Genomic DNA, 20,404 nt, shown 5'->3' on the forward strand with positions numbered 1-20,404 from the left:
CCCGCGGGCGTCCGGAGGGCTCCCCCCCCGGTCGGGACGTCCAATTCAAACCTTTCAAGGGGTTAACATAAGCCGATGACCTTGATCCGCGCCGGCCTGACGCTGTTGTTCCTGCTGGCGACGCTGTCGTCATCGGGCGCTGGCGAAGCCGATCTGCGCGGCATCATCGCCAAATTCGCGACGGCCAAGGGTTTTTCTGAGATCGGAGCCGTCGTCCACGAACTGGCTGCCACCGGCGACCCGGCGGTGGAGCGGCCGCTTGCGGCGCTCGCCGACGGCAACCTCTACATCCGCAAGGCCGATTCCCTGGTGTTCGCCGGCAAGGAAGCGGGCGAGAGCGTCCAACTTTTCGATCCGCTGAGCGGCGAGGCATCGGGCGAGGCGGCCAAGGACGACATCACCAAGATCAAGGTCAACAACACGCTGCGCCGCGCCATCCGCGATGCGCTGGGCATGCTGACGCTTGGCGCCAAGGATCCGGCTGTACGTATTGCGGCGGCCGATACCATGTTCAAGACGCCCGACGCCGCAAACATCGAACCGCTCGACACCGCGATCGCCAGCGAGACCGTGGCCAGCGTCGAGGCTCTGCTCGAACAGGCTCGTGCGGCCTCCATCCTGGTCTCCGACCGACCAGACGCGGACAAGCTCGCCGCAATTGCGCTCATCGGTGCACGGGGCGACCGTGATGCGGTTTCGTTGCTGACTTCGGTCGAGGCGAATTCTCCGGATGCGGTCAAGCAAGCGGCGACAGCCGCGATCGCCACCATCAATTCGACCCTGGCCTTCTGGGAAGCCGGCCAGAACATCTGGTACGGGATCTCGCTCGGCTCGGTGCTGCTGCTGGCGGCGATCGGGCTTGCCATCACCTTCGGCGTCATGGGCGTCATCAACATGGCGCATGGTGAGATGGTCATGCTCGGCGCCTACACGACCTTCGTCGTCCAGCAGGTGATCCGTACGTCTTTTCCGGACCTGTTCGACTGGTCGCTGGTCATCGCGCTGCCGCTCGCCTTCCTCGTCGCGGCACTGGTTGGCCTGATCATCGAGCGTGGTGTCATCCGGTTCCTCTACGGCCGGCCGCTGGAAACGCTGCTGGCGACATGGGGGGGTTCGCTGATCCTGCAGCAGACGGTGCGCTCGATCTTCGGGCCGACAAACCAGGAGGTCGGCAATCCCTCATGGATGTCGGGCTCGTTCAATGTCGGACAGCTTGCGATCACCTGGAATCGGCTGTGGATCCTGGTTTTCGCGCTCACCGTCTTCGCCATGCTGTTTTACGTGATGAAGCGCACGCCCTGGGGCCTGCAGATGCGCGCCGTCACCGCCAACCGGCGCATGGCCGCCTCGATGGGCATCAGGACGCCCTGGGTCGACGCGCTGACTTTCGCGCTAGGGTCCGGCATTGCCGGCATCGCCGGTGTCGCGCTCAGCCAGATCGACAATGTCTCGCCCAATCTTGGCCGCGGCTACATTATCGACAGCTTCATGGTCGTCGTCTTCGGCGGCGTCGGCAATCTGTGGGGCACGCTGGTCGGCGCGTTCTCGCTCGGCATCGTCAACAAGTTACTTGAGCCGTATGCCGGCGCCGTGCTCGGCAAGATCGTCGTGCTGGTCCTCATCATCCTGTTCATCCAGAAGCGCCCGCGCGGCCTGTTCGCGCTCAAGGGTAGGGCGGTGGAAGCATGATGTCAGGACGCTTTTTCGCCGCGGGCGCGGATCGCCGCATCGCCGTCACGATTCTCATCCTGCTGGCGGTGGCGGTCATCGTGCCGGTGCTCAATCTCGCGGTGTCTCCCACCAGCGCCTTTTACGTCCCATCCTACATCGTGGCGCTGACCGGTAAATATCTCTGCTACGCGCTGCTCGCCTTGGCGCTCGATCTTGTCTGGGGCTATTGCGGCATCCTTTCGCTCGGCCACGGCGCCTTCTTCGCGCTCGGCGGCTATGCGATGGGCATGTATCTGATGCGCCAGATCGGCTCGCGCGGCGTCTATGGCAACCCGATCCTGCCCGATTTCATGGTGTTCCTGAACTACAAGGAATTGCCGTGGTTCTGGTATGGCTTCGACCATTTCTGGTTCGCCGCGATCATGGTGCTCGCGGTGCCTGGCCTGCTCGCCTTCGTCTTCGGCTGGTTTGCCTTCCGCAGCCGTGTCACCGGCGTTTATCTCTCCATCATCACCCAGGCGATGACGTACGCGCTGCTGCTTGCGTTTTTCCGCAACGACATGGGTTTCGGCGGCAACAACGGCTTGACCGATTTCAAGGATATTCTCGGCTTCAACGTGCAGGCCGACGCGACGCGTTCGGCGCTGTTCGCGGCCAGTGCTGTGATGCTCGCACTCGCCGTCTTCGTCACCTGGGCAATCGTCGGTTCCAAATACGGCAAGCTGCTGATGGCGGTGCGCGATGCCGAGAGCCGCACGCGCTTCCTCGGCTGGCGGGCGGAGAATGTAAAACTGTTCGCCTTCACCGTCTCGGCTATCATGGCCGGCATCGCCGGCGCGCTCTACGTGCCGCAGGTCGGCATCATCAATCCGGGCGAGTTCGAGCCGGCCAATTCGATCGAGGTCGTGGTGTGGGCGGCAGTCGGCGGACGCGGCACCATTGTCGGACCGATCATCGGCGCGCTGCTGGTCAATGCCGGCAAATCCTGGTTCACCGGCGTGCTGCCGGAATTCTGGCTGTTTGCATTGGGTGGGCTGTTCGTCGCCGTCACGCTTTTGCTGCCCCAGGGCATCATCGGCATGTGGGATTCCTGGCGTGGCAACGCCAAAGCGTTGCGGGCAGCCTCGATTGCCGAGGAAGCGGGCACCGATGCCGTCGTTCCGCCGCCAGCGAAAATCGTTCGCAGCGCGGCGAGAACGCCCGGCGACTGGTCCTCGACCAGTCCCGAACCGCAGCCGGCGGAGTGAGCGACCATGTCGAAGTCGAACACGATCCTCTATCTCGACGGCGTCTCGGTTTCCTTCGATGGCTTTCGTGCCATCAACAAGCTGTCGCTGGTGCTCGACAAGGGCGAGATGCGGGCCATCATCGGCCCCAACGGGGCCGGCAAGACGACGATGATGGACATCGTCACCGGCAAGACGCGACCCGACGAGGGCGAGGTTTTCTTCGACGGAGAGGTGGATCTCACCAAACATGACGAAGCCGAGATCGCCATGATGGGCATCGGCCGCAAATTCCAGAAACCGACCGTGTTCGAAAGCCACACGATCAAGGAAAACCTGATGCTGGCGCTGAAGGGTCCGCGCTCGATCTTTCCGGCGCTGTTCCATCGCCGCTCGGCCGCCGAGACGCGGCAGATCGACCACATCCTCGGCATCATCCGGCTTGGCGACAAGCGTAACGAACTGGCAGCCAATCTCAGCCATGGACAAAAGCAGTGGCTCGAGATCGGCATGCTGCTGGCGCAGGATCCGAAGCTGCTTCTGGTCGACGAGCCGGTCGCCGGCATGACCGATGCCGAGACCGAGGAAACCGCGCGGCTGCTCAAGGATATTGCGCGCGATCATTCAGTCATCGTCGTCGAGCACGACATGCATTTCGTGCGCGAACTGGGCGTCAAGGTCACCTGCCTGCACGAGGGCTCGGTGCTGTCGGAAGGCACACTCGATTTCGTGTCGGCCGACGAGCGCGTCGTCGAAGTCTATCTGGGGAGATGAGCATGGTCTGGCGGGTTCAATTCCATCGCTTCGATCTGTCGTTTCTCAGGTTCTGGAGAGGGCGCTGACATGCTCGAAGTTTCCAATGCCACGTTGCACTACGGCGCCGCCCAGGCGCTGCGCGGCGTGTCGCTGAAGGCAGGCGCGGGCAAGATCACCTGCGTGCTCGGCCGCAACGGCGTCGGCAAGACCAGTTTGATGAGATCGATCGTCGGCCACCACCGGCTGACGAGCGGAAGCGTTGCCTTCGAGGGGAAGGCGCTCGACCGGAGCGCGGCGTATGACCGCGCCCGGTCGGGCATCGCATTCGTGCCGCAGGGCAGGGAGATCTTTCCGCTGCTCACCGTACGGGAAAATCTCGAATCGGGCTTCGCGCCGCTGAAGCGGGCCGACCGCAACATTCCGGCGCATGTCTTCGAATTGTTCCCGGTGCTCAAGCAGATGCTCGGCCGCCGTGGCGGCGACCTTTCCGGCGGCCAGCAGCAGCAGCTCGCCATCGGCAGGGCGCTGGTGATGCGGCCGAAGTTGCTGGTGCTCGACGAGCCGACCGAAGGCATTCAGCCGTCGATCATCAAGGATATCGGCCGTGCCATCCGCTATCTGCGCGACCAGGCCGGCATCGCCGTGCTTTTGGTCGAACAATATCTCGACTTCTGCCGCGAACTCGCCGACGAGGTCAACATCATGGACCGTGGCCTGATCGTCCATACCGGCCCGGCGGAAGATCTCGACAGGGCGGACGTTCGCAAGTTCCTGACGGTGTAGAATCGGCGCTGGACTTCAGTTGACGATCAGAAGTCCTTGGCAAGCCAATATTTCTCCGATCGAGCCCTCTGCGTCACTGGTGCGCCACAAGCTGCGTGCTAGTCTTTCCCAAGGCTTTTGTGAGTCGGCCGCTTCCGTATCAGTCTGGTTCATCGCAGATCGAGGGCGCGGCTAGCACCGGGCAAGGTTCACGCAAGCAAGGCTTCCTAGCTTCCCTCCTGCGATCTCTGTCGTTCAAACGAGTTTGGGCACACAGGCCAAGGGACAGCCATGGAACGTTATGTCGAGGACTACCAGAAGCGGCGGCTTACCGAGCGCGTCGATATCATCACCGCCATCAACATCTTGAAGTCCCAAGGCTACGGCCACGACGACCTGATCGAGGAAATCACCAAGGTCTTCTATGTCGACCTGGATGCCTTCAATGAAATCGTCATGGCGGCATAAGAACCGCATTCGCCCGTCCCGGTCGGTAGCCATCGCGTCGATGCGCGTGGTCTAACCCGCGCGCCGGAATGCCGAGGCGGTGACGCGGTTGCGGCCGCCGCGCTTGGCGGCATAGAGCGCCTTGTCCGCGGCGCTGAGTACCTTGTCGAAGCTGAGGCCCTCCTTGGTGCCGAAGGCGAAACCGGCACTAACCGTGCATATCAGCGAGCCGGTCTCGGTTTCGATGCGACGCGCGGCGAAAACTGCCCGTATGGCTTCGGCGGTGGCCTCCACCGTTTCGGGCAAGGTCCGCTTCAGCACGAGCGCGAATTCCTCGCCGCCCATGCGCGCGGCGACGTCGGCCGGGCGAAGATTGCCGGCGAGGTCCCTGGCGAACACCCTCAGCACTTCATCGCCGGCGGCATGGCCGAATTCGTCGTTGATGGCCTTGAAGCCGTCGAGGTCGAACACCACCACCGCCGTGAAGGCGCCAACCGGCGCATCGCCATGCAGGTCGAACAGGGCACGGCGATTGAGAAGGCCGGTCAGCGGATCGGTCAGCGCATTGCGGCGGTGATAGTGTGCCAGGCGCCCCTGGTTGAGCGCCAGCGAAAGAGCACCGATACCGGTCATGCAGGCGATGACGATGACGAGGCTGAGGTCCTCGGCCCAGTTGCTCGGCGCATGGCCGAGCACAAGCTTGCCGTCCGATGCCAGAACCATGGCGCACAGCACGAAGGATACGGCGGTGATCGAATAGAGCGCGGCGAGCCCGATGATCGGGGCAGGGGATTCGACGCGGCCCTTCCAGTATTCGAGAGCGGTGGCGAAGAGCAGCAGCGCGGCAAAGGAATTCTCCAGCATGAAGCCCAGTCCGTCATAGCCGAGCGCCATCGGCGGCAGGGCCACGGCCAGCGAGATGTTGGCGCCGAGCGCGATACGCGGCAGCGGAGAGCGGCCTGTCGTGAACTGGTGGGCGGCGCCGAGCATGGTCGAGAAACCGAACAGAAGCAGGGTGAGCGTGGCGACGCCAAGCATCGGTCCGGGCTGGTCGATATAGGCTTTGTAGGCAAAGACGTCGCCGACAACCAGCAGCACGCTAGCCGCCCAGGTCAGCAAGAATTTCTCGGAACGCGCGGTAAGCCAGATGCCGAACAACGTCAGGCTGAGGCAGGCGGCGGAAAAGCCGACCGCGAGCAGCAGTGAGTTGTAGTCGAGTGACATGCCCTCTTCCTTGCCCGCTCTGGGCAACTCCGCGCCCAGATGGATTCATGCAGCAAGGAAGTATCGATAAGGTTACGATATCAGTGAAGATGTCGAGATTTCGCGTGTCAGAAGAGCGCCGACAACAACAGCAGGGCTAGGCCGACGCCCATCATCAACAGGCCTGGCCAATTCTGCGACAGGCCGAGGAAACCGAGCCCCCGCCGGCGTGGCTCGAGCGTCGGGCCTGATGTTGCGAGGTTTGGTATCGGGCGATCCGGAACCACAGGCGCGGGATCGCTAAGCCGTCCGCGCCGAAGGGCAGCGCCTGCCATGTACACAACGCCAGCGACGGTAAGCAATGCACCGAGGAGGATGATAGCCATTTGTCCTTTCCCTTCTTTGCAGGGACTTGCGGGATCGGTGGCTAAGCGTTGGCGATGGTCGCACGCGTCGCCGCAGGATAGAACGGCCAAGATGCCGGGCAGGTTCCAACAACAAAGTAAGCGCCCGGCCGAGGCCCGCCGCTCTAAGTCACTCGCTTCATCAGCGCCATGGCGCCGAACGGCGCGCGCACCTTGCCCTCGGTGATGAAGTAGACGAACACGTCGCGCGGCTGGACCGGTGCATCGGTAGCGGGATCGGCACGCCGCAGGTCGGCCGGCTGCTTGCCCGCCGCCCAGACCTTTGCCCGCGCGGCCCATTCATCGAGACCCTTTGGCGTGTAGCAGTCGGGATTGTCGTCACTGCCGGTCTGCAGCCGTGCATAGACGAAATCACCGGTAACGTCGGCGATATCAGGATATTTGGCATGGTCGGCATAGACGATCGCCACCTTGTACTTGCGCGCCAGCGCCGCGAATTCCGGCACGACAAAACTGTCGTTGCGCACCTCGACCGCGTGGCGCAGCGCGACGCCGTCCTGCTTTTCCGGCAGCAGTTTCAAAAAAGCTTCGAAATCGTCCGGATCGAACTTTTTCGTCGGCGCGAACTGCCACAGGATCGGCCCGAGCTTTTCGCCGAGTGCCGCCACACCCGAGCCGAGGAAGCGCATCATCGATTCGCCGGCCTCGCCAAGCACGCGGCGGTTGGTGACGAAGCGGTTGCCCTTCAGCGCATAGACGAAACCGTCCGGCGCCTCGCTTGCCCATTTGACGAAGGTCGGCTCCTTGAAGCTGGAATAATAGGTGCCATTGACCTCGATGGTCGGCACCTGCCGGGTGGCGTATTGCAACTGTTTGGCCTTCGACAGCTTGTCGGGATAGAAGGACGTGTCCCAGGGCTCGAAGGTCCAGCCGCCCATGCCGGCGCGGATTGTTCCCGATGTGCTCATTGTCATCCTCCCAAGTGAAGAAATCTGGCCGAGTTCAGAAGATCGGGCCCCGTTTCATGGAAACCATAGGCCAGATAGAGCGCGATGTTCCGCTCCATCCTGGCGTTGGTGTAGAGCCGCACCTCGGGCAGGCGCCAGAGGCCCGTCTGCTCGTCGGCGTGTTTGAGCAGGGCGATGCCGAGGCCTTTGCCTTGAAAGGCCGGGGCAACCGCGACGGAAAAGATCATCGCATGATCGTCATGCCGCTCCACGGTGAGCGCTCCGGCCATCTCGCCGCCGCTCTCCAGAAGCCAGACCTCGCCACGCGCGATGCGCGGCGCATAGTCCTCGGTGACCGGGATCGGCGATGCACCGAACAGGGCGCTGTAGGGTGTATAGGCGGCTTCGGTTAGCGACACGACAGTTTGGAGATCACCGGCAAGCGCTCTTCGGATTGTCATTCAAAAAGCTCTCCAGGCGCCAACCGGTCGGATCATCACTCCGCCGCTTCGCGCTTGCCTCCGGGGCGTCGCTCCAACAACTCCTTGAGAAACTGACCGGTGTAGCTGCGCTTTTCGCGCACGATCGCTTCCGGCGTGCCGGAGGCCACCAGCTCGCCGCCGCCGTCGCCACCTTCTGGGCCGAGGTCGAGCACCCAGTCGGCGGTCTTGATGACCTCGAGATTGTGCTCGATGACCACCACCGTGTTGCCCTGGTCGACCAGTTCGTGCAGCACTTCCAACAGCTTGGCGACGTCGTGGAAGTGCAGGCCGGTGGTCGGCTCGTCCAGGATGTAGAGCGTCTTGCCGGTCGCCTTGCGCGACAGTTCCTTGGCGAGCTTGATGCGCTGCGCCTCGCCGCCCGACAGCGTCGTCGCCTGCTGGCCGATATGGATGTAGCCGAGGCCGACCTGTTTCAGCGTATCGAGCTTGTCGCGCACACCGGGCACTGCGGCGAAGAAGTCGACGCCTTCCTCGACGGTCATGTCGAGCACGTCGGCGATCGACTTGCCCTTGAACAGGACATCGAGCGTCTCTCTGTTGTAGCGCTTGCCGTGACAGACGTCGCAGGTGACGTAGACGTCGGGCAGGAAGTGCATCTCGATCTTGATGACACCGTCGCCCTGACAGGCTTCGCAGCGCCCGCCCTTGACGTTGAACGAGAAGCGGCCGGGCTGATAGCCACGCGCCTTGGCCTCGGGAAGGCCCGCGAACCAGTCGCGGATCGGCGTGAAGGCGCCGGTATAGGTGGCCGGATTGGAGCGCGGGGTCCTGCCGATCGGCGACTGGTCGATGTCGATGACCTTGTCGAGGAATTCGAGGCCCTCGATGCGATCATGATCGGCCGGGTGCTCGCGCGAGCCCATGATGCGGCGCGAGGCGGCCTTGAACAGCGTCTCGATCAGGAAGGTCGACTTGCCTCCGCCCGACACGCCGGTGACGGCGGTGAAGGTGCCGAGGGGGATTTCGGCGGTGACGTTCTTCAGATTGTTGCCGCGCGCGCCGACGATCTTCAGGCGCCGGTTCTTCTTCGCCTCGCGGCGCACGCCGGGCGTCGCCACTTCGAGCGCGCCCGACAAATATTTGCCGGTGATCGAATTGGGGTTGGCCATGACTTGCTGCGGCGTGCCCTGGGCAATGATCTCGCCGCCGTGGATGCCGGCGGCCGGGCCCATGTCGACGACATAGTCTGCATGCAGGATGGCGTCCTCGTCATGCTCGACGACGATCACCGTGTTGCCGATGTCGCGCAGGTGCTTGAGCGTATCGAGCAGGCGCGCATTGTCGCGCTGATGCAGACCGATCGACGGCTCGTCCAGCACATAGAGCACGCCGGTGAGGCCGGAGCCGATCTGCGACGCCAGCCGGATGCGCTGGCTCTCACCGCCGGACAGCGTGCCCGAATTGCGCGACAGCGTCAGATAATCGAGCCCGACATCGTTGAGGAAGCGCAGCCGCTCGCGGATCTCCTTGAGCACGCGCACCGCGATCTCGTTCTGCTTGTCGTTGAGCGACGCGGGCAGGTCGGTGAACCACTGGTCGGCCTTGCGGATCGAAAGTTCGGTGACTTCGCCGATGTGCCTGCCGGCGATCTTCACCGCAAGCGACTCGGGCTTCAGGCGGTAGCCCTTGCAGACCGGGCAGGGCGTGGCCGACATGAAGCGCTCGATCTCCTCGCGCATCCAGGCGGATTCGGTCTCCTTCCAGCGGCGCTCGAGATTGGGGATGACGCCTTCGAACGTCTTGGTTGTCTTGTAGGAGCGCAGGCCGTCATCATACTGGAAGGTGATCTCGCGCTCTCCGGTGCCGCGCAGGATGGCTTCCTTTGCCTCTTCGGTCAGATCCCTGAACTTGTCGCCGAGCTTGAAGCCATAAGCCTTGCCCAGCGCCTCCAGCGTCTGTGCATAATAGGGCGAGGTCGACTTAGCCCACGGGCTGACGGCGCCGTCGCGCAGCGAGATGTTTTCGTCCGGCACGATCAGATTGCCATCGATGGCGCGCTGGCTGCCGAGACCGTCGCAGGTCGGGCAGGCACCGAACGGGTTGTTGAACGAGAACAGGCGCGGTTCGATTTCCGGAATGGTGAAGCCGGAGACCGGGCAAGCAAATTTTTCCGAGAACAGGATGCGCTCATGCGTCTCGTTCTTCGACTTGTTGACCGAATCCTCGCCGGTCTGGCTGGAGTCGAGCGGCTTGTCGGCGAATTCGGCTACCGCCAACCCATCGGCCAGCTTCAGCGCCGTTTCGATGGAGTCGGCGAGCCGCGTCGCCAGATCGCCGCGCACGACGATGCGGTCGACGACGACGTCGAGGTCGTGCTTGTACTTCTTGTCCAGCGCCGGCACGTCGGCGATCTCGTAGAAGACGCCGTCGACCTTGACGCGTTGAAAGCCCTTCTTCTGCAGTTCCAGCAGTTCCTTGCGGTACTCGCCTTTGCGGCCGCGCACCATCGGCGCCAGGATGAACAGGCGCGTGCCTTCCTCGACCGCCAGCACGCGGTCGACCATCTGCGAAACCGTCTGACTCTCGATCGGCAGGCCGGTGGCCGGCGAATAGGGGATGCCGACGCGCGCGAACAACAGGCGCATATAGTCGTAGATCTCGGTGACGGTGCCGACCGTCGAACGCGGGTTCTTCGAGGTGGTCTTCTGCTCGATCGAGATGGCAGGCGACAGGCCGTCGATCTGGTCGACGTCAGGCTTCTGCATCATTTCGAGGAATTGCCGGGCGTAGGCCGAAAGGCTTTCGACATAGCGGCGCTGGCCTTCGGCATAGATGGTGTCGAAGGCAAGCGACGACTTGCCGGAACCCGACAGGCCGGTCATGACAATCAGGCTGTCACGCGGCAGGTCGAGATCGACATTCTTCAGATTGTGTTCGCGCGCCCCGCGAATGGAAAGATATTTATGGTCGGCCATCGCCGGTCGCCGCCTCAGAATCTGGAATTTCCTGGAATGGCGGGTTTTCCCAGCCATCCCCTATGTAGGTAGTTTTGCCGCCACGTCGAGAGACGCCACAATTCCCGACAAAAGCCGTTTAAGCGTCTTTCGCGTGAACGGGCAAGTAGAAAGAACAAAGACCGAACACGCTCCTGACAAAGCTGTGCAAAAACTGACTTGCACGTAACCTCCCGACGATCACATTTTTCGGTAACCGGCTATTGAAGCTTGACGGGCGCCGGCTCCTGGAGGCAAGCTTCGGCAGTCAACGAAGCCGGCCGTCTTTCGATGGTCTCGCCGCCCAGAGGCGGCCTGCGAGATGCCGCAGGCATTAGCGATTTGTGCTTCGGACGACAACGTCGCAATGGACAAAAAGGAGCGGAGCTATGACGCCACCGGATCGTCCCACAGGGTTCCAGTCGTTACTGGAGCGGCGGCAGGCATAAGTGCCAGGGTTTAGCGTTTGCGCCACCCGACAAACCGTGACCTGCCATACCCCGTAAAAATCAGAGACTGCAGTCGGATCGTCGGCTGACGCCGCGTTGCATCCGAAATCTTGTGCCGGCAGTACGCCCCCGGTAGAAGTTGGATTTTAGATCCAAAAAGGCCCCGTCCGTTTGCGCAAAGCACGGCGGGGCCGTTTTATGTGCGGATGTCTTGTTGGCGATATGCCAGCGCAGCACGCCGGCACCACTATCGGTGGCGGGGCTGCCCGATTGAGCCGGCTCCGAGATCGACGGTAATGCTGCCGGAAATCCTGACATCCGTATCGCCGATCTTGAACTGGCCGTTGCCGTTGCCGGGATATGCATCGTCGGGTTCGGGAGCCGGCTTGGCGATGCGATAGTCGCCGGCCACGCCGGGCAGGGCGCCTTTTTGCGCCTGCGCCGAGCTGTCGCCGGCGAAGGCCGTGCCGCTCGAAAGGCACACGAGCGCTACAACGGCGATGACACGGTGCAATGTTCTGGGTGGATGAGTGTCGATCATCCCAGGACTATAGTGGCGTGCCGGCGACGGGACCAGACCGGCATCATCAAATCTTCGAAAGCCGGCAGGAAGCCGGGCCTGGCTTTATGCCGCCTTTTTTCGCGTGTCGAAAACGTGGTCGACGATGCCCCAGGTCTGGGCCTCGCGGGCGGTCATGAAGTGGTCGCGGTCCAGCGTGCGTTCGACCTCCTCATAGGTGCGTCCGCAATGCTGCGCATAGAGCCCGGCCATGTGCCGTTTCGTCTGGACGATGCGCTCGGCATGGCGCTGGATGTCGGAGGCTTGGCCCTGGAACCCGCCCAGCGGCTGATGCAGCAGGATGGTGGCGTTCGGCAGCGAGATACGACGCCCCGGTGTGCCCGCCATCAGCAGGAAAGAACCCATCGAGGCGGCAAAGCCCATGCACACGGTCGACACCGGGCAGCTGATGTATTGCATCGTGTCGTAGATGGCGAAGCCGCTGGTCACCACGCCGCCCGGCGAGTTGATATAGAGCGAGATCTCCTTGTCGGGATTGTCCGATTCCAGCGACAGCAACTGCGCGCAGACCAGCGCCGAGATGTCGTCGTTGATCTCGCCATTGATGAAGACGATGCGCTCGCGCAGCAGCCGCGAGAAAATGTCGAAGGCGCGTTCGCCGCGGCTCGATTGCTCGATTACCATCGGCACCAGACTGGCAACACCGCTCATGATCTTCTCTCCATTGTCCTTGTTCAGGCTGCGCGCAGCAAGCGGCGAAGCGTGTTTGCGGCGATCGGCTTGCGTGTACCGTTGGCGTCGAGCGAAAGCCGGCAGCTAGCGCACGCCATGGCGACAGCGGGCATTGCCTTGCGGGCGAAGCCGTCATGGACGATGCGCAGATGGGTGCCGCCGGAAACGGTTCGGGCAAGTGTGAAGGTGACAATGCTGTCCAACGGGCCGTCGAGGCGATCCTGCCGCGCGGCGTCGCCTGGCTGCTCCCGCCAGGAATAGCGCAGCAGCTTCTCCGGCTCGGCGTCGAGGATTTCGCATTCGATCGCCGCATCCGGCCCGGCGAAGGCAAAACGATTGCCGGTCTCCGGCCTGATGTCGTTCGGCATCATCCATGCGGCGAGCAGCTCCGGCACGGTCAGGGCCCGCCACACCTTTTCCGGCGGCTCGGCAAGGTCGTACTCGAACTCGATCGCATCGGGAGAGATCTCGCGATGGTTTTGGTCGGCTTTCATCGATCGAACGTTCGTCATTGGTCCATGTCCTTCAAAACCGCCTTCAATCTTTCGATGCGTTCCGGCCAGAAGGTCCGGTAGCGTTCGATCCAGGAGAGCAAGGGGGCGAGCCCCTGCGGATCGGCGCGGTAAAAAGCATTGCGGCCGGCACGTCGTTCGACCACCAGGCCGGCGCCGCGCAGCACCGCCAGATGCTGTGACACCGCCGGTTGCGACACCGTCATGCCGGTGCGCAATTCCGATACCGTCATTTCACCAGCGGCGAGCCGCTCAAAGACGGCGCGGCGCGTCGGGTCGGCCAGGGCCCGGAAAATCTCTGCTTCGATCATGACAAAAGCATAAGTGGATACTTATCGATTTGGCAAGCGTTCTTTTCAAACCCATATGTGGGCTTCCGGCGATGCTGCCATTCCTTGACAATAAGCGGCAGTGCGGATAAGAACGAAAAGGGAACAAAAACCTTGTGGGAAAAGCCAGCCTTAGCAGGCGGCCGACGCCCGCAGCCTGTAAGGTGCTGCGACAAAAATTGGTTTTGGATGAGCGGAGAAATATCATGGCGGGTAGCGTCAACAAGGTCATTCTGGTCGGTAATCTCGGTGCGGACCCTGAAATCCGCCGCCTGAACTCGGGCGAGCCGGTCGTCAACATCCGCATCGCGACGTCGGAAAGCTGGCGCGACAAGAATTCCGGCGAGCGCAAGGAAAAAACCGAGTGGCACAACGTCGTCATCTTCAATGAGGGCATCGCCAAGGTGGCGGAGCAGTATCTGAAGAAGGGCATGAAGGTCTATGTCGAGGGCCAGCTGCAGACGCGCAAATGGCAGGACCAGACCGGCGCCGACAAGTACACGACGGAAGTCGTGCTGCAGAAATTCCGGGGCGAGCTGCAGATGCTCGACGCACGCGGACAGGGTGAGGGCGGCCAGATCGGAGGCAATGCCGGTGGCAACAGCCGTGGTTCCGATTTCGGCCAGTCCAGCCCGAGCGAAGGCTTCAATCGCGGCGGCGGCGGTGGTGCCAAGAGTGGCGGCGGTGGCGGTTCGTCGCGCGAACTGGACGACGAAATCCCGTTCTGAGGACAATCGATCGTATTGAGGGGCAGTCACTGGAGAGGGGACAATGTCGCAGGACCCGCTGCTTGCCGCACCCTCTCCTATACCCTGGCATGCCTTTGCGGCCTTCGCCGCACTGGCGATAGGGCCAACGCAGTTGGCATTGCCGAAGGGAACGCCGAGCCATCGCATCGCGGGCTATGTGTGGGCCGCGCTGATGCTGGTCATCGCCGACTCGAGTTTCTGGATTCATCAGATCCGGCTCATCGGCCCCTCAGTCCGATCCATTTCCTGTCGATCCTGGTGCTGGTCACCGTGCCGCTGTGGCATGCTCACAATCACTGCATCGCCAGGATCGCAAGGCGATGATCGCGCTGTATGTCTTTGCATTGGCCGGCGCCGGCATCTTCACGCTGTTGCCGGGCAGGGTCGTGCACGACGTCGTCTTTGGCGTCGCGCGAGCCGGGCCGTGATCCTCTTCGGTTTTAGAGGCGGATGACCGAAAAATTGGAAGGAAATGTCAGGTGAAAGCACGCGTAAAGTGGGTCGAGGAGCGCACCTTCGTCGGTGAGTCCGGCAGTGGCCACAAGGTCGTGTTCGGAACCGCGCCCGGACCGGCAGGCAAGACGCCAGGCCCGAGCCCGATGGAACTGGTGCTGATCGGGACCGGCGGCTGTTCGGCCTATGATGTCGTCCATATTCTAGAAAAGGGCCGCGAAGCGGTCGAGGATTGCGTGGTCGAGCTCGACGCCGACCGGGCCGAAACAGAGCCCAGGGTGTTCACGCGCATTCACATGCATTTCGTGGTCAAGGGCCGGGCGCTGTCCAGCGACAAGGTCAGGCGGGCGATCGACCTTTCGATCGAAAAATATTGCTCGGCTTCGGCGATGCTGGCCAAGACCGCTGCGATCACTCACGACTTCGAAGTGATCGATACGGCGGTGAAGTAGGCAGTAGGCAGTAGGCAGTAGGCAGTAGGCAGTAGGCAGTAGGAACTGCCGTTCACCCCGCCATCAGCGCCTTGATGCCGTCGGCGACGAACTGCACGGCCAGTGCCGCCAGGATAACGCCGAGCAGCCGGGTCAGGATCGAGCGCCCGGTCTGGCCGAGGATGCGGTCGATGCGTTCCGACAGCACGAACACCAGATAGGTGATGGCGAGGCAGACGAAGATGATGCCGACCAGGGCCGCCTGCGCGGCAAATCCCTGAAAGGAACCGGAGAGCAGCACCGTCGCCGAAATCGCGCCGGGCCCGGCGATCAGCGGGATCGCCAGCGGGAAGGCAGCGATGTTGTGGATCATGTCCTTGGTGATGGCGACGTCGCCGATCTTCTCCTTGCGGTCCTGCCGGCGTTCGAACACCATTTCGAAGGCGATGAAGAACAGCAGGAAGCCGCCGGCGACGCGGAAGGCAGGCAGCGTGATGCCGAACACCGACAGGATCGAGGCGCCGGCAACCGCAAACAGCGCCATCACCAGGAAGCCGATGATCGAGGCGCGGACCGACACCTGCTGGCGCTCGTCGCGGTTCATGCCTCGTGTCACGGCGAGGAACAGCGGCGCCAGCCCGGGCGGATCGATGGTCACGAGAATGGTGACGAAGGCGTTGAACAGGCTGTCGAAGCTCGGCATCTCTGACCCCTCCCGCCGGGCAGGGCCCGTACCATGGCATTGGTAGAGCAAAGCCCGGTCGGTGGGAACAGTTTCGGGCATTCAACTTTTGAAAGCATGGGCGCGAAGGTTCGCGAGGCTTTCGAGCGGCTGCATTCCTCGATCATCGAACCACCCGCCGTGCCAGGAACTCGACTTCGAGCCGCCATGTCGCGCCATTGTCGTGCGAGCGCTCGCCGAGCCAGCGGAAGGAATTTTCGGTAATGCGAGAAAAACTCCAGCGAACCGAGGATCCGGTGCCGTCGGCGTCCACTTGCACGATCGCGTCGCCCTCGGCGTGGCCGAGCTGGCGGCTGAAATACTGGTTGCGCGGATCACTCCAGAAGATGTGCCAGGCATCCGCGCCGGGATCATAGACACGCAGTGTGGTGCCGTAGAAGGTCCAGGTGCCGAGCGAGGGCGAGGGGCCGGCATCACGCGCGGGCAGGATCCAGACGTCCTGGATCGCCCGGCCTTCCAGCACCCAGCCGAAATGCACCTCGCCACGCCCGGTCAGCACCGTGCCGTCCTCGAGATGGCGCGAGGCATCGAACATCCAGGCGCCGACGAATCGGCCGTAAAGGCTCAGTTTTTCGGCAAGCCCTTCTGTTGGTCCGGAACTGTGCAAGGCTTCGGCAAAGGAGGATTGGTCGAACATGGTTCAGCTCTCTTCTTGTCAGGAGACCGGGAAGGGTAGGCGGTGACAGGGTTCTGGGCTTGGGAAAAATTGCTATATTTCGGCCATGACAGCGACAATGCATACGCTTGCATCCGGCCCCGGCTGGCACGTGACGGATGTGATCTGCACGGCCGGCGCCGGCGACCGGCCGTTCGAGGAAGCACATCAGGATTTCTGCGTCGCCGCCGTCACCAACGGCACGTTCCGCTACCGCGCGCAACAAGGCACGGCGATGCTGGCGCCCGGCGCCCTCCTGCTCGGCAATCCCGGCACATGTTACGAATGCGGGCATGAACATGGCAGCGGCGACCGTTGCCTGTCATTTCATTTCGGGCCGTCCTACATGGAACGGATCGTGGCTGGCGTGCCGGCCGCCAGGAAGCTGGCCTTTGAGGCGCCACGCCTGCCACCTTTGCCGGCCTTGGCGTCCTTGCTCGCCGAGGCGGAAACCGCTCGCGAGACGGCCGACATCGACGCCTTCGAGGAACTCGGGCTGCGCATTGCGGGTGCCGCCGTGGCAACGGTCTCCAGCCCGACGCATGTCAGGCGCGCGCCGAGCCGTCGCGACCAGAAGCGGGTTGCCGAGGCCGTGCGGCGGATAGAGCTGGATGCCGACGGGCCAGTCCCGCTTTCAGCTCTTGCGGATGAAACTGCGATCAGTCCGTATCATTTCCTGCGCATCTTCCGGCAGGTCGCGGGCATGACCCCCTATCAATTCCTGCTCAAGACGCGGCTGCACAGGGCAGCGGTGCGACTGCACATGTCGGATGAGGCGGTCTCGGCGATCGCCTTCGAGGCCGGCTTCAACGATCTGTCGACATTCAACCGCCGGTTTCTGCGTATCATGGGCGAAACGCCGGGCCAATATCGCGCCCGCCGTGGCGCGATGGGCGTTCGCGTCTCGTGAAGCGGTTCAGGTGCTCACAAGGGCGGCAACAGGGTCCGATCCATCGCGCTCGCGGCTTTCGTTCAGGGAAAAACGTCCATTACGGGTCTTTGCGTCGATGGCGGCGAAACCGCCTTGGCCATATCGTCGCAATCAGTGGTATCCTTTTGAAATTACCATCAAAAATGACACTGGAAAAGTGCCTGACATGTTGGAGTTTCAGCCTTGCTTCCTATATAAGCACCGAGTGATTCCTGATTAGATTGTGATCCGATTTGACCGACCAGAAGACACCGCGCGGCGCCGACGGCGGCCCCACCGGCATCGAGCCGATATCCATCGTCGAGGAGATGCAGCGCTCCTATCTCGATTACGCCATGAGCGTGATCGTCAGCCGTGCGCTGCCCGACGTGCGCGACGGCCTGAAGCCGGTGCATCGCCGCATTCTCTTCGCCGCCCATGAGAGCGGCTACCACTGGAACCGCAAATATGTGAAATCGGCGCGTCCGGTCGCCGATGTGATGGGTAAATACCATCCGCATGGCGACGCTTCCATCTACGACGCCTTGGTGCGCATGGCGCAGGACTGGTCGCTGCGCGTGCCGCTGATCGACGGACAGGGCAATTTCGGCTCCATCGACGGCGATCCGCCGGCGGCGATGCGCTACACGGAAGCGCGGCTGACCAAGGTCGCGCACGAGCTTTTGGAGGATATCGACAAGGATACCGTCGACTTCCAGGACACTTATGATGCCTCGGGCAGCGAACCGAAGGTTCTCCCGGCACGGTTTCCCAATCTTCTGGTCAATGGCTCGGGCGGCATCGCCGTCGGCATGGCGACCAACATCCCGCCGCACAATCTCGGCGAAATCTGCAATGGCGCGATCGCCATCATCGACAATCCGGCGATCGACCTGCCTGCGCTGATGGAGATCATTCCGGGGCCGGATTTCCCGACCGGCGGCATCGTGCTTGGCCGTTCCGGCATCTACAGCGCCTATTCGACCGGCCGCGGCTCCATCGTCATGCGCGGCAAGGTCAACATCGAACAGCGCGGCAATGACCGCGAGTCGATCATCATCACCGAAGTTCCCTACCAGGTGAACAAATCCTCGATGATCGAGAAGATGGCCGAACTGGTGCGCGACAAGCGCATCGAGGGCATTTCCGACATCCGCGACGAGAGCGACCGCCAGGGCTACCGCGTCGTCATCGAGCTGAAGCGCGACGCAGTCGCCGACGTCATCCTCAACCAGCTCTACCGCTTCACGCCGCTGCAGACCTCCTTTGGCGCCAATATGGTGGCGCTGAACGGCGGCAAGCCGGAGGTGATGAACCTGACCGACATGCTGAAGGCGTTCGTCGCCTTCCGCGAGGAGGTGATCACCCGGCGGACGAAATTCCTGCTGCGCAAGGCGCGCGACCGTGCCCATGTGCTGGTCGGTCTCGCCATCGCCGTCGCCAATATCGACGAAATCATCAAGCTGATCCGCACCGCGCCGGATCCGCAGACGGCGCGTGAGCAGTTGATGGAGCGGCGCTGGCCATCCGGCGATGTCGAATCGCTGATCCTGTTGATCGACGATCCACGCCATCGCATCAACGAGGACGGCACCTACAACCTTTCAGAGGAACAGGCGCGCGCCATCCTCGAACTGCGCCTGCAGCGCCTGACCGCGCTCGGCCGCGACGAAATCGCCGAAGAGTTGAACACGATCGGCGCCGAAATCATTGATTATCTGGACATTTTGTCTTCCCGTGCGCGTGTCCAGCAGATCGTCAAGGACGAGCTTGCCGCCGTGCGCGACGAGTTCGGCACGCCGCGCCGCACCGAACTCACCGATGGTGGGGCGGACATGGAAGACGAGGACCTGATCCAGCGCGAGGACATGGTCGTGACGGTGAGCCATTCCGGCTACATCAAGCGCGTGCCGCTGTCGCTCTACCGGGCGCAGCGCCGCGGCGGCAAGGGCCGCTCCGGCATGTCGACCAAGGAAGAGGATTTCGTCACCCGGCTGTTCGTGGCCAACACGCATACGCCGGTGCTGTTCTTCTCCTCGCGCGGCATCGTCTACAAGGAAAAGGTCTGGCGGCTGCCGATCGGCAATCCGCAGTCGCGCGGCAAGGCGCTGATCAACATGCTGCCGCTGGAGCAGGGCGAGCGCATCACCACCATCATGCCGCTGCCCGAGGACGAGACCAGCTGGGGCGAGCTCGACGTGATGTTCGCCACCACGCGCGGCACCGTGCGCCGCAACAAGCTGTCCGACTTCGTCCAGGTCAACCGCAACGGCAAGATCGCCATGAAGCTGGAGGAGGAGGGCGACGAGATCCTCGGCGTCGAGACCTGCACCGACAATGACGACGTGCTCCTGACCGCCAGTTCAGGTCAGTGCATCCGCTTCTCGGTCGGCGACGTACGCGTCTTCCAGAGCCGCAATTCTGTCGGCGTGCGCGGCATAACCATGGCCGAGACCGACCGCATCATCTCGATGTCGGTGATCGAGAATGTCGATGCGCCGCCAGCCGAGCGCGCGGCCTATCTCAAGCGGGCGGCGGCCGAACGGCGGCTTGCCGCCGGGATCGCTGCCGGCGAAGAGGAAGAGATCGCGCTGACCAATGAAGAGGTCGGCGAGGAGACGGAGCTTTCCGACGAACGCTACGAGTTCCTCAAGGCACATGAGCAGTACGTGCTGACGGTGACCGAATATGGCTACGGCAAGCGCTCGTCGTCCTACGATTTTCGCCTGACCGGGCGCGGCGGCAAGGGCATCCGCGCCACCGACGTGTCGAAGGTGGCCGAGATCGGCCGGCTGGTGGCGACGTTCCCGGTCGGCAATGACGACCAGATCATGCTGGTGTCGGATGGCGGCACTGTCATCCGGGTGCCGGTCAACGGCATCCGTTTCGCCAGCCGCGCCACCAAGGGCGTGACCATCTTCAACACGGCTGAAGGTGAAAAGGTGGTTTCGGTCGAGCGGATCTCGGAACCGCAATCGGACGAAGAAAGCGAAGAGACCATCGAGGGCGGTGCTGAAGCCGCTCCGGCGGCTGACGCCGGTCCGGAGGGTGCGGAGTAAGCACGGCATCCAGGTTTTGACATGGCAACGCCGGCCATCAGCCGGCGCGG

Annotated in this window: 20 protein-coding genes and 1 pseudogene; 10 read left to right on the plus strand and 11 right to left on the minus strand. The window is 62.8% G+C overall.

Translation table 11 applies throughout. The features are described 5' to 3' along the window. The first annotated feature begins 75 nt into the window (after positions 1–75). From urtB to NKH19_RS19815, 5 genes are all read left to right on the plus strand, one after another. The gene (gene urtB, locus NKH19_RS19795) at positions 76–1,689 is read left to right on the plus strand and encodes an urea ABC transporter permease subunit UrtB (protein WP_352871711.1); all 1,614 of its coding nucleotides are present in this window, start codon (positions 76–78) and stop codon (positions 1,687–1,689) included. Then, complete coding sequence (gene urtC / locus NKH19_RS19800; RefSeq protein WP_352871713.1) at positions 1,686–2,918, plus strand: urea ABC transporter permease subunit UrtC; 1,233 nt, start codon at positions 1,686–1,688, stop codon at positions 2,916–2,918. Before urtB ends, urtC begins: the two co-directional genes overlap by 4 nt. A 6-nt stretch (positions 2,919–2,924) precedes the next feature. Beyond that, positions 2,925–3,671 (plus strand): urea ABC transporter ATP-binding protein UrtD, encoded by a 747-nt coding sequence (gene urtD / locus NKH19_RS19805; protein WP_352871715.1) that lies wholly within the window; start codon positions 2,925–2,927, stop codon positions 3,669–3,671. 69 nt (positions 3,672–3,740) lie between these two features. Beyond that, positions 3,741–4,436: an urea ABC transporter ATP-binding subunit UrtE gene (gene urtE / locus NKH19_RS19810; RefSeq protein ID WP_109669216.1), complete on the plus strand. Its 696-nt coding sequence runs from the start codon at positions 3,741–3,743 to the stop codon at positions 4,434–4,436. 270 nt (positions 4,437–4,706) lie between these two features. Further along, entirely contained in the window at positions 4,707–4,883 is a 177-nt protein-coding gene (locus NKH19_RS19815; protein ID WP_023759335.1) for a hypothetical protein, read from the plus strand. A 51-nt stretch (positions 4,884–4,934) separates the two neighbouring features. Here NKH19_RS19815 and NKH19_RS19820 read toward each other — a convergent pair whose 3' ends face one another. The 9 genes from NKH19_RS19820 to NKH19_RS19860 all read right to left on the minus strand — a co-directional run bounded on the left by NKH19_RS19820 (position 4,935) and on the right by NKH19_RS19860 (position 13,337). Next, entirely contained in the window at positions 4,935–6,086 is a 1,152-nt protein-coding gene (locus NKH19_RS19820; RefSeq protein WP_352871717.1) for a GGDEF domain-containing protein, read from the minus strand. 107 nt (positions 6,087–6,193) lie between these two features. Further along, on the minus strand, positions 6,194–6,451 hold the full coding sequence (locus tag NKH19_RS19825; protein WP_352982673.1) for a hypothetical protein: 258 nt from the start codon (positions 6,449–6,451) through the stop codon (positions 6,194–6,196). Positions 6,452–6,594: 143 nt separating this feature from the next. Next, positions 6,595–7,398, minus strand: a complete 804-nt coding sequence (locus tag NKH19_RS19830) for a DUF72 domain-containing protein (RefSeq protein WP_352871721.1) — start codon at positions 7,396–7,398, stop codon at positions 6,595–6,597. A 2-nt stretch (positions 7,399–7,400) separates the two neighbouring features. Continuing rightward, positions 7,401–7,838 (minus strand): GNAT family N-acetyltransferase, encoded by a 438-nt coding sequence (locus NKH19_RS19835; protein ID WP_352871723.1) that lies wholly within the window; start codon positions 7,836–7,838, stop codon positions 7,401–7,403. 35 nt (positions 7,839–7,873) lie between these two features. Next, complete coding sequence (gene uvrA / locus NKH19_RS19840) at positions 7,874–10,795, minus strand: excinuclease ABC subunit UvrA (RefSeq protein WP_352871725.1); 2,922 nt, start codon at positions 10,793–10,795, stop codon at positions 7,874–7,876. A gap of 714 nt (positions 10,796–11,509) precedes the next feature. Beyond that, positions 11,510–11,803 carry a hypothetical protein gene (locus NKH19_RS19845; RefSeq protein WP_352871727.1) on the minus strand — a complete coding sequence of 98 codons (294 nt, stop codon included), beginning with the start codon at positions 11,801–11,803 and terminating at the stop codon, positions 11,510–11,512. Between the two features lie 84 nt (positions 11,804–11,887). Then, a complete protein-coding gene (locus NKH19_RS19850; RefSeq protein WP_352871729.1) occupies positions 11,888–12,493 on the minus strand; it encodes an ATP-dependent Clp protease proteolytic subunit in 606 nt (201 codons plus the stop codon). A gap of 23 nt (positions 12,494–12,516) precedes the next feature. Next, a complete protein-coding gene (locus NKH19_RS19855) occupies positions 12,517–13,026 on the minus strand; it encodes an SRPBCC family protein (protein ID WP_352871731.1) in 510 nt (169 codons plus the stop codon). Next, positions 13,023–13,337, minus strand: coding sequence for an ArsR/SmtB family transcription factor (locus NKH19_RS19860; RefSeq protein WP_352627857.1), 315 nt, complete (start codon positions 13,335–13,337; stop codon positions 13,023–13,025). The genes NKH19_RS19855 and NKH19_RS19860 overlap by 4 nt, the downstream gene beginning before the upstream one ends. 224 nt (positions 13,338–13,561) lie before the next feature. Here NKH19_RS19860 and NKH19_RS19865 point away from each other — a divergent pair, with 224 nt between their 5' ends. The 3 genes and pseudogenes from NKH19_RS19865 (at position 13,562) to NKH19_RS19870 (ending at position 15,009) form a co-directional block, all read left to right on the plus strand. Beyond that, the gene (locus tag NKH19_RS19865; protein WP_352871733.1) at positions 13,562–14,083 is read left to right on the plus strand and encodes a single-stranded DNA-binding protein; all 522 of its coding nucleotides are present in this window, start codon (positions 13,562–13,564) and stop codon (positions 14,081–14,083) included. Between the two features lie 43 nt (positions 14,084–14,126). Next, positions 14,127–14,273: pseudogene (locus NKH19_RS33575) on the plus strand (DUF2306 domain-containing protein); the annotation flags it as partial. A gap of 310 nt (positions 14,274–14,583) precedes the next feature. Further along, complete coding sequence (locus NKH19_RS19870; protein ID WP_352871734.1) at positions 14,584–15,009, plus strand: OsmC family protein; 426 nt, start codon at positions 14,584–14,586, stop codon at positions 15,007–15,009. 52 nt (positions 15,010–15,061) lie between these two features. Here the strand turns inward: NKH19_RS19870 and NKH19_RS19875 are convergent, their stop codons facing one another. Both NKH19_RS19875 and NKH19_RS19880 read right to left on the minus strand, forming a co-directional pair. Further along, the gene (locus NKH19_RS19875; protein WP_352871735.1) at positions 15,062–15,691 is read right to left on the minus strand and encodes a MarC family protein; all 630 of its coding nucleotides are present in this window, start codon (positions 15,689–15,691) and stop codon (positions 15,062–15,064) included. A gap of 142 nt (positions 15,692–15,833) precedes the next feature. Continuing rightward, a complete protein-coding gene (locus NKH19_RS19880; protein ID WP_352871737.1) occupies positions 15,834–16,367 on the minus strand; it encodes a hypothetical protein in 534 nt (177 codons plus the stop codon). A gap of 85 nt (positions 16,368–16,452) precedes the next feature. On the opposite strand from NKH19_RS19880, the gene NKH19_RS19885 reads away from it, so the two are divergent. Beyond that, positions 16,453–17,295 (plus strand): helix-turn-helix transcriptional regulator, encoded by an 843-nt coding sequence (locus NKH19_RS19885; RefSeq protein ID WP_352871740.1) that lies wholly within the window; start codon positions 16,453–16,455, stop codon positions 17,293–17,295. 254 nt (positions 17,296–17,549) lie between these two features. Continuing rightward, positions 17,550–20,354, plus strand: a complete 2,805-nt coding sequence (gyrA, locus tag NKH19_RS19890) for a DNA gyrase subunit A (protein WP_352871741.1) — start codon at positions 17,550–17,552, stop codon at positions 20,352–20,354. The last annotated feature ends 50 nt before the right edge of the window (positions 20,355–20,404 follow it).

Source organism: Mesorhizobium sp. M1338 (genome assembly GCF_040318045.1).
Lineage (GTDB): Bacteria > Pseudomonadota > Alphaproteobacteria > Rhizobiales > Rhizobiaceae > Mesorhizobium.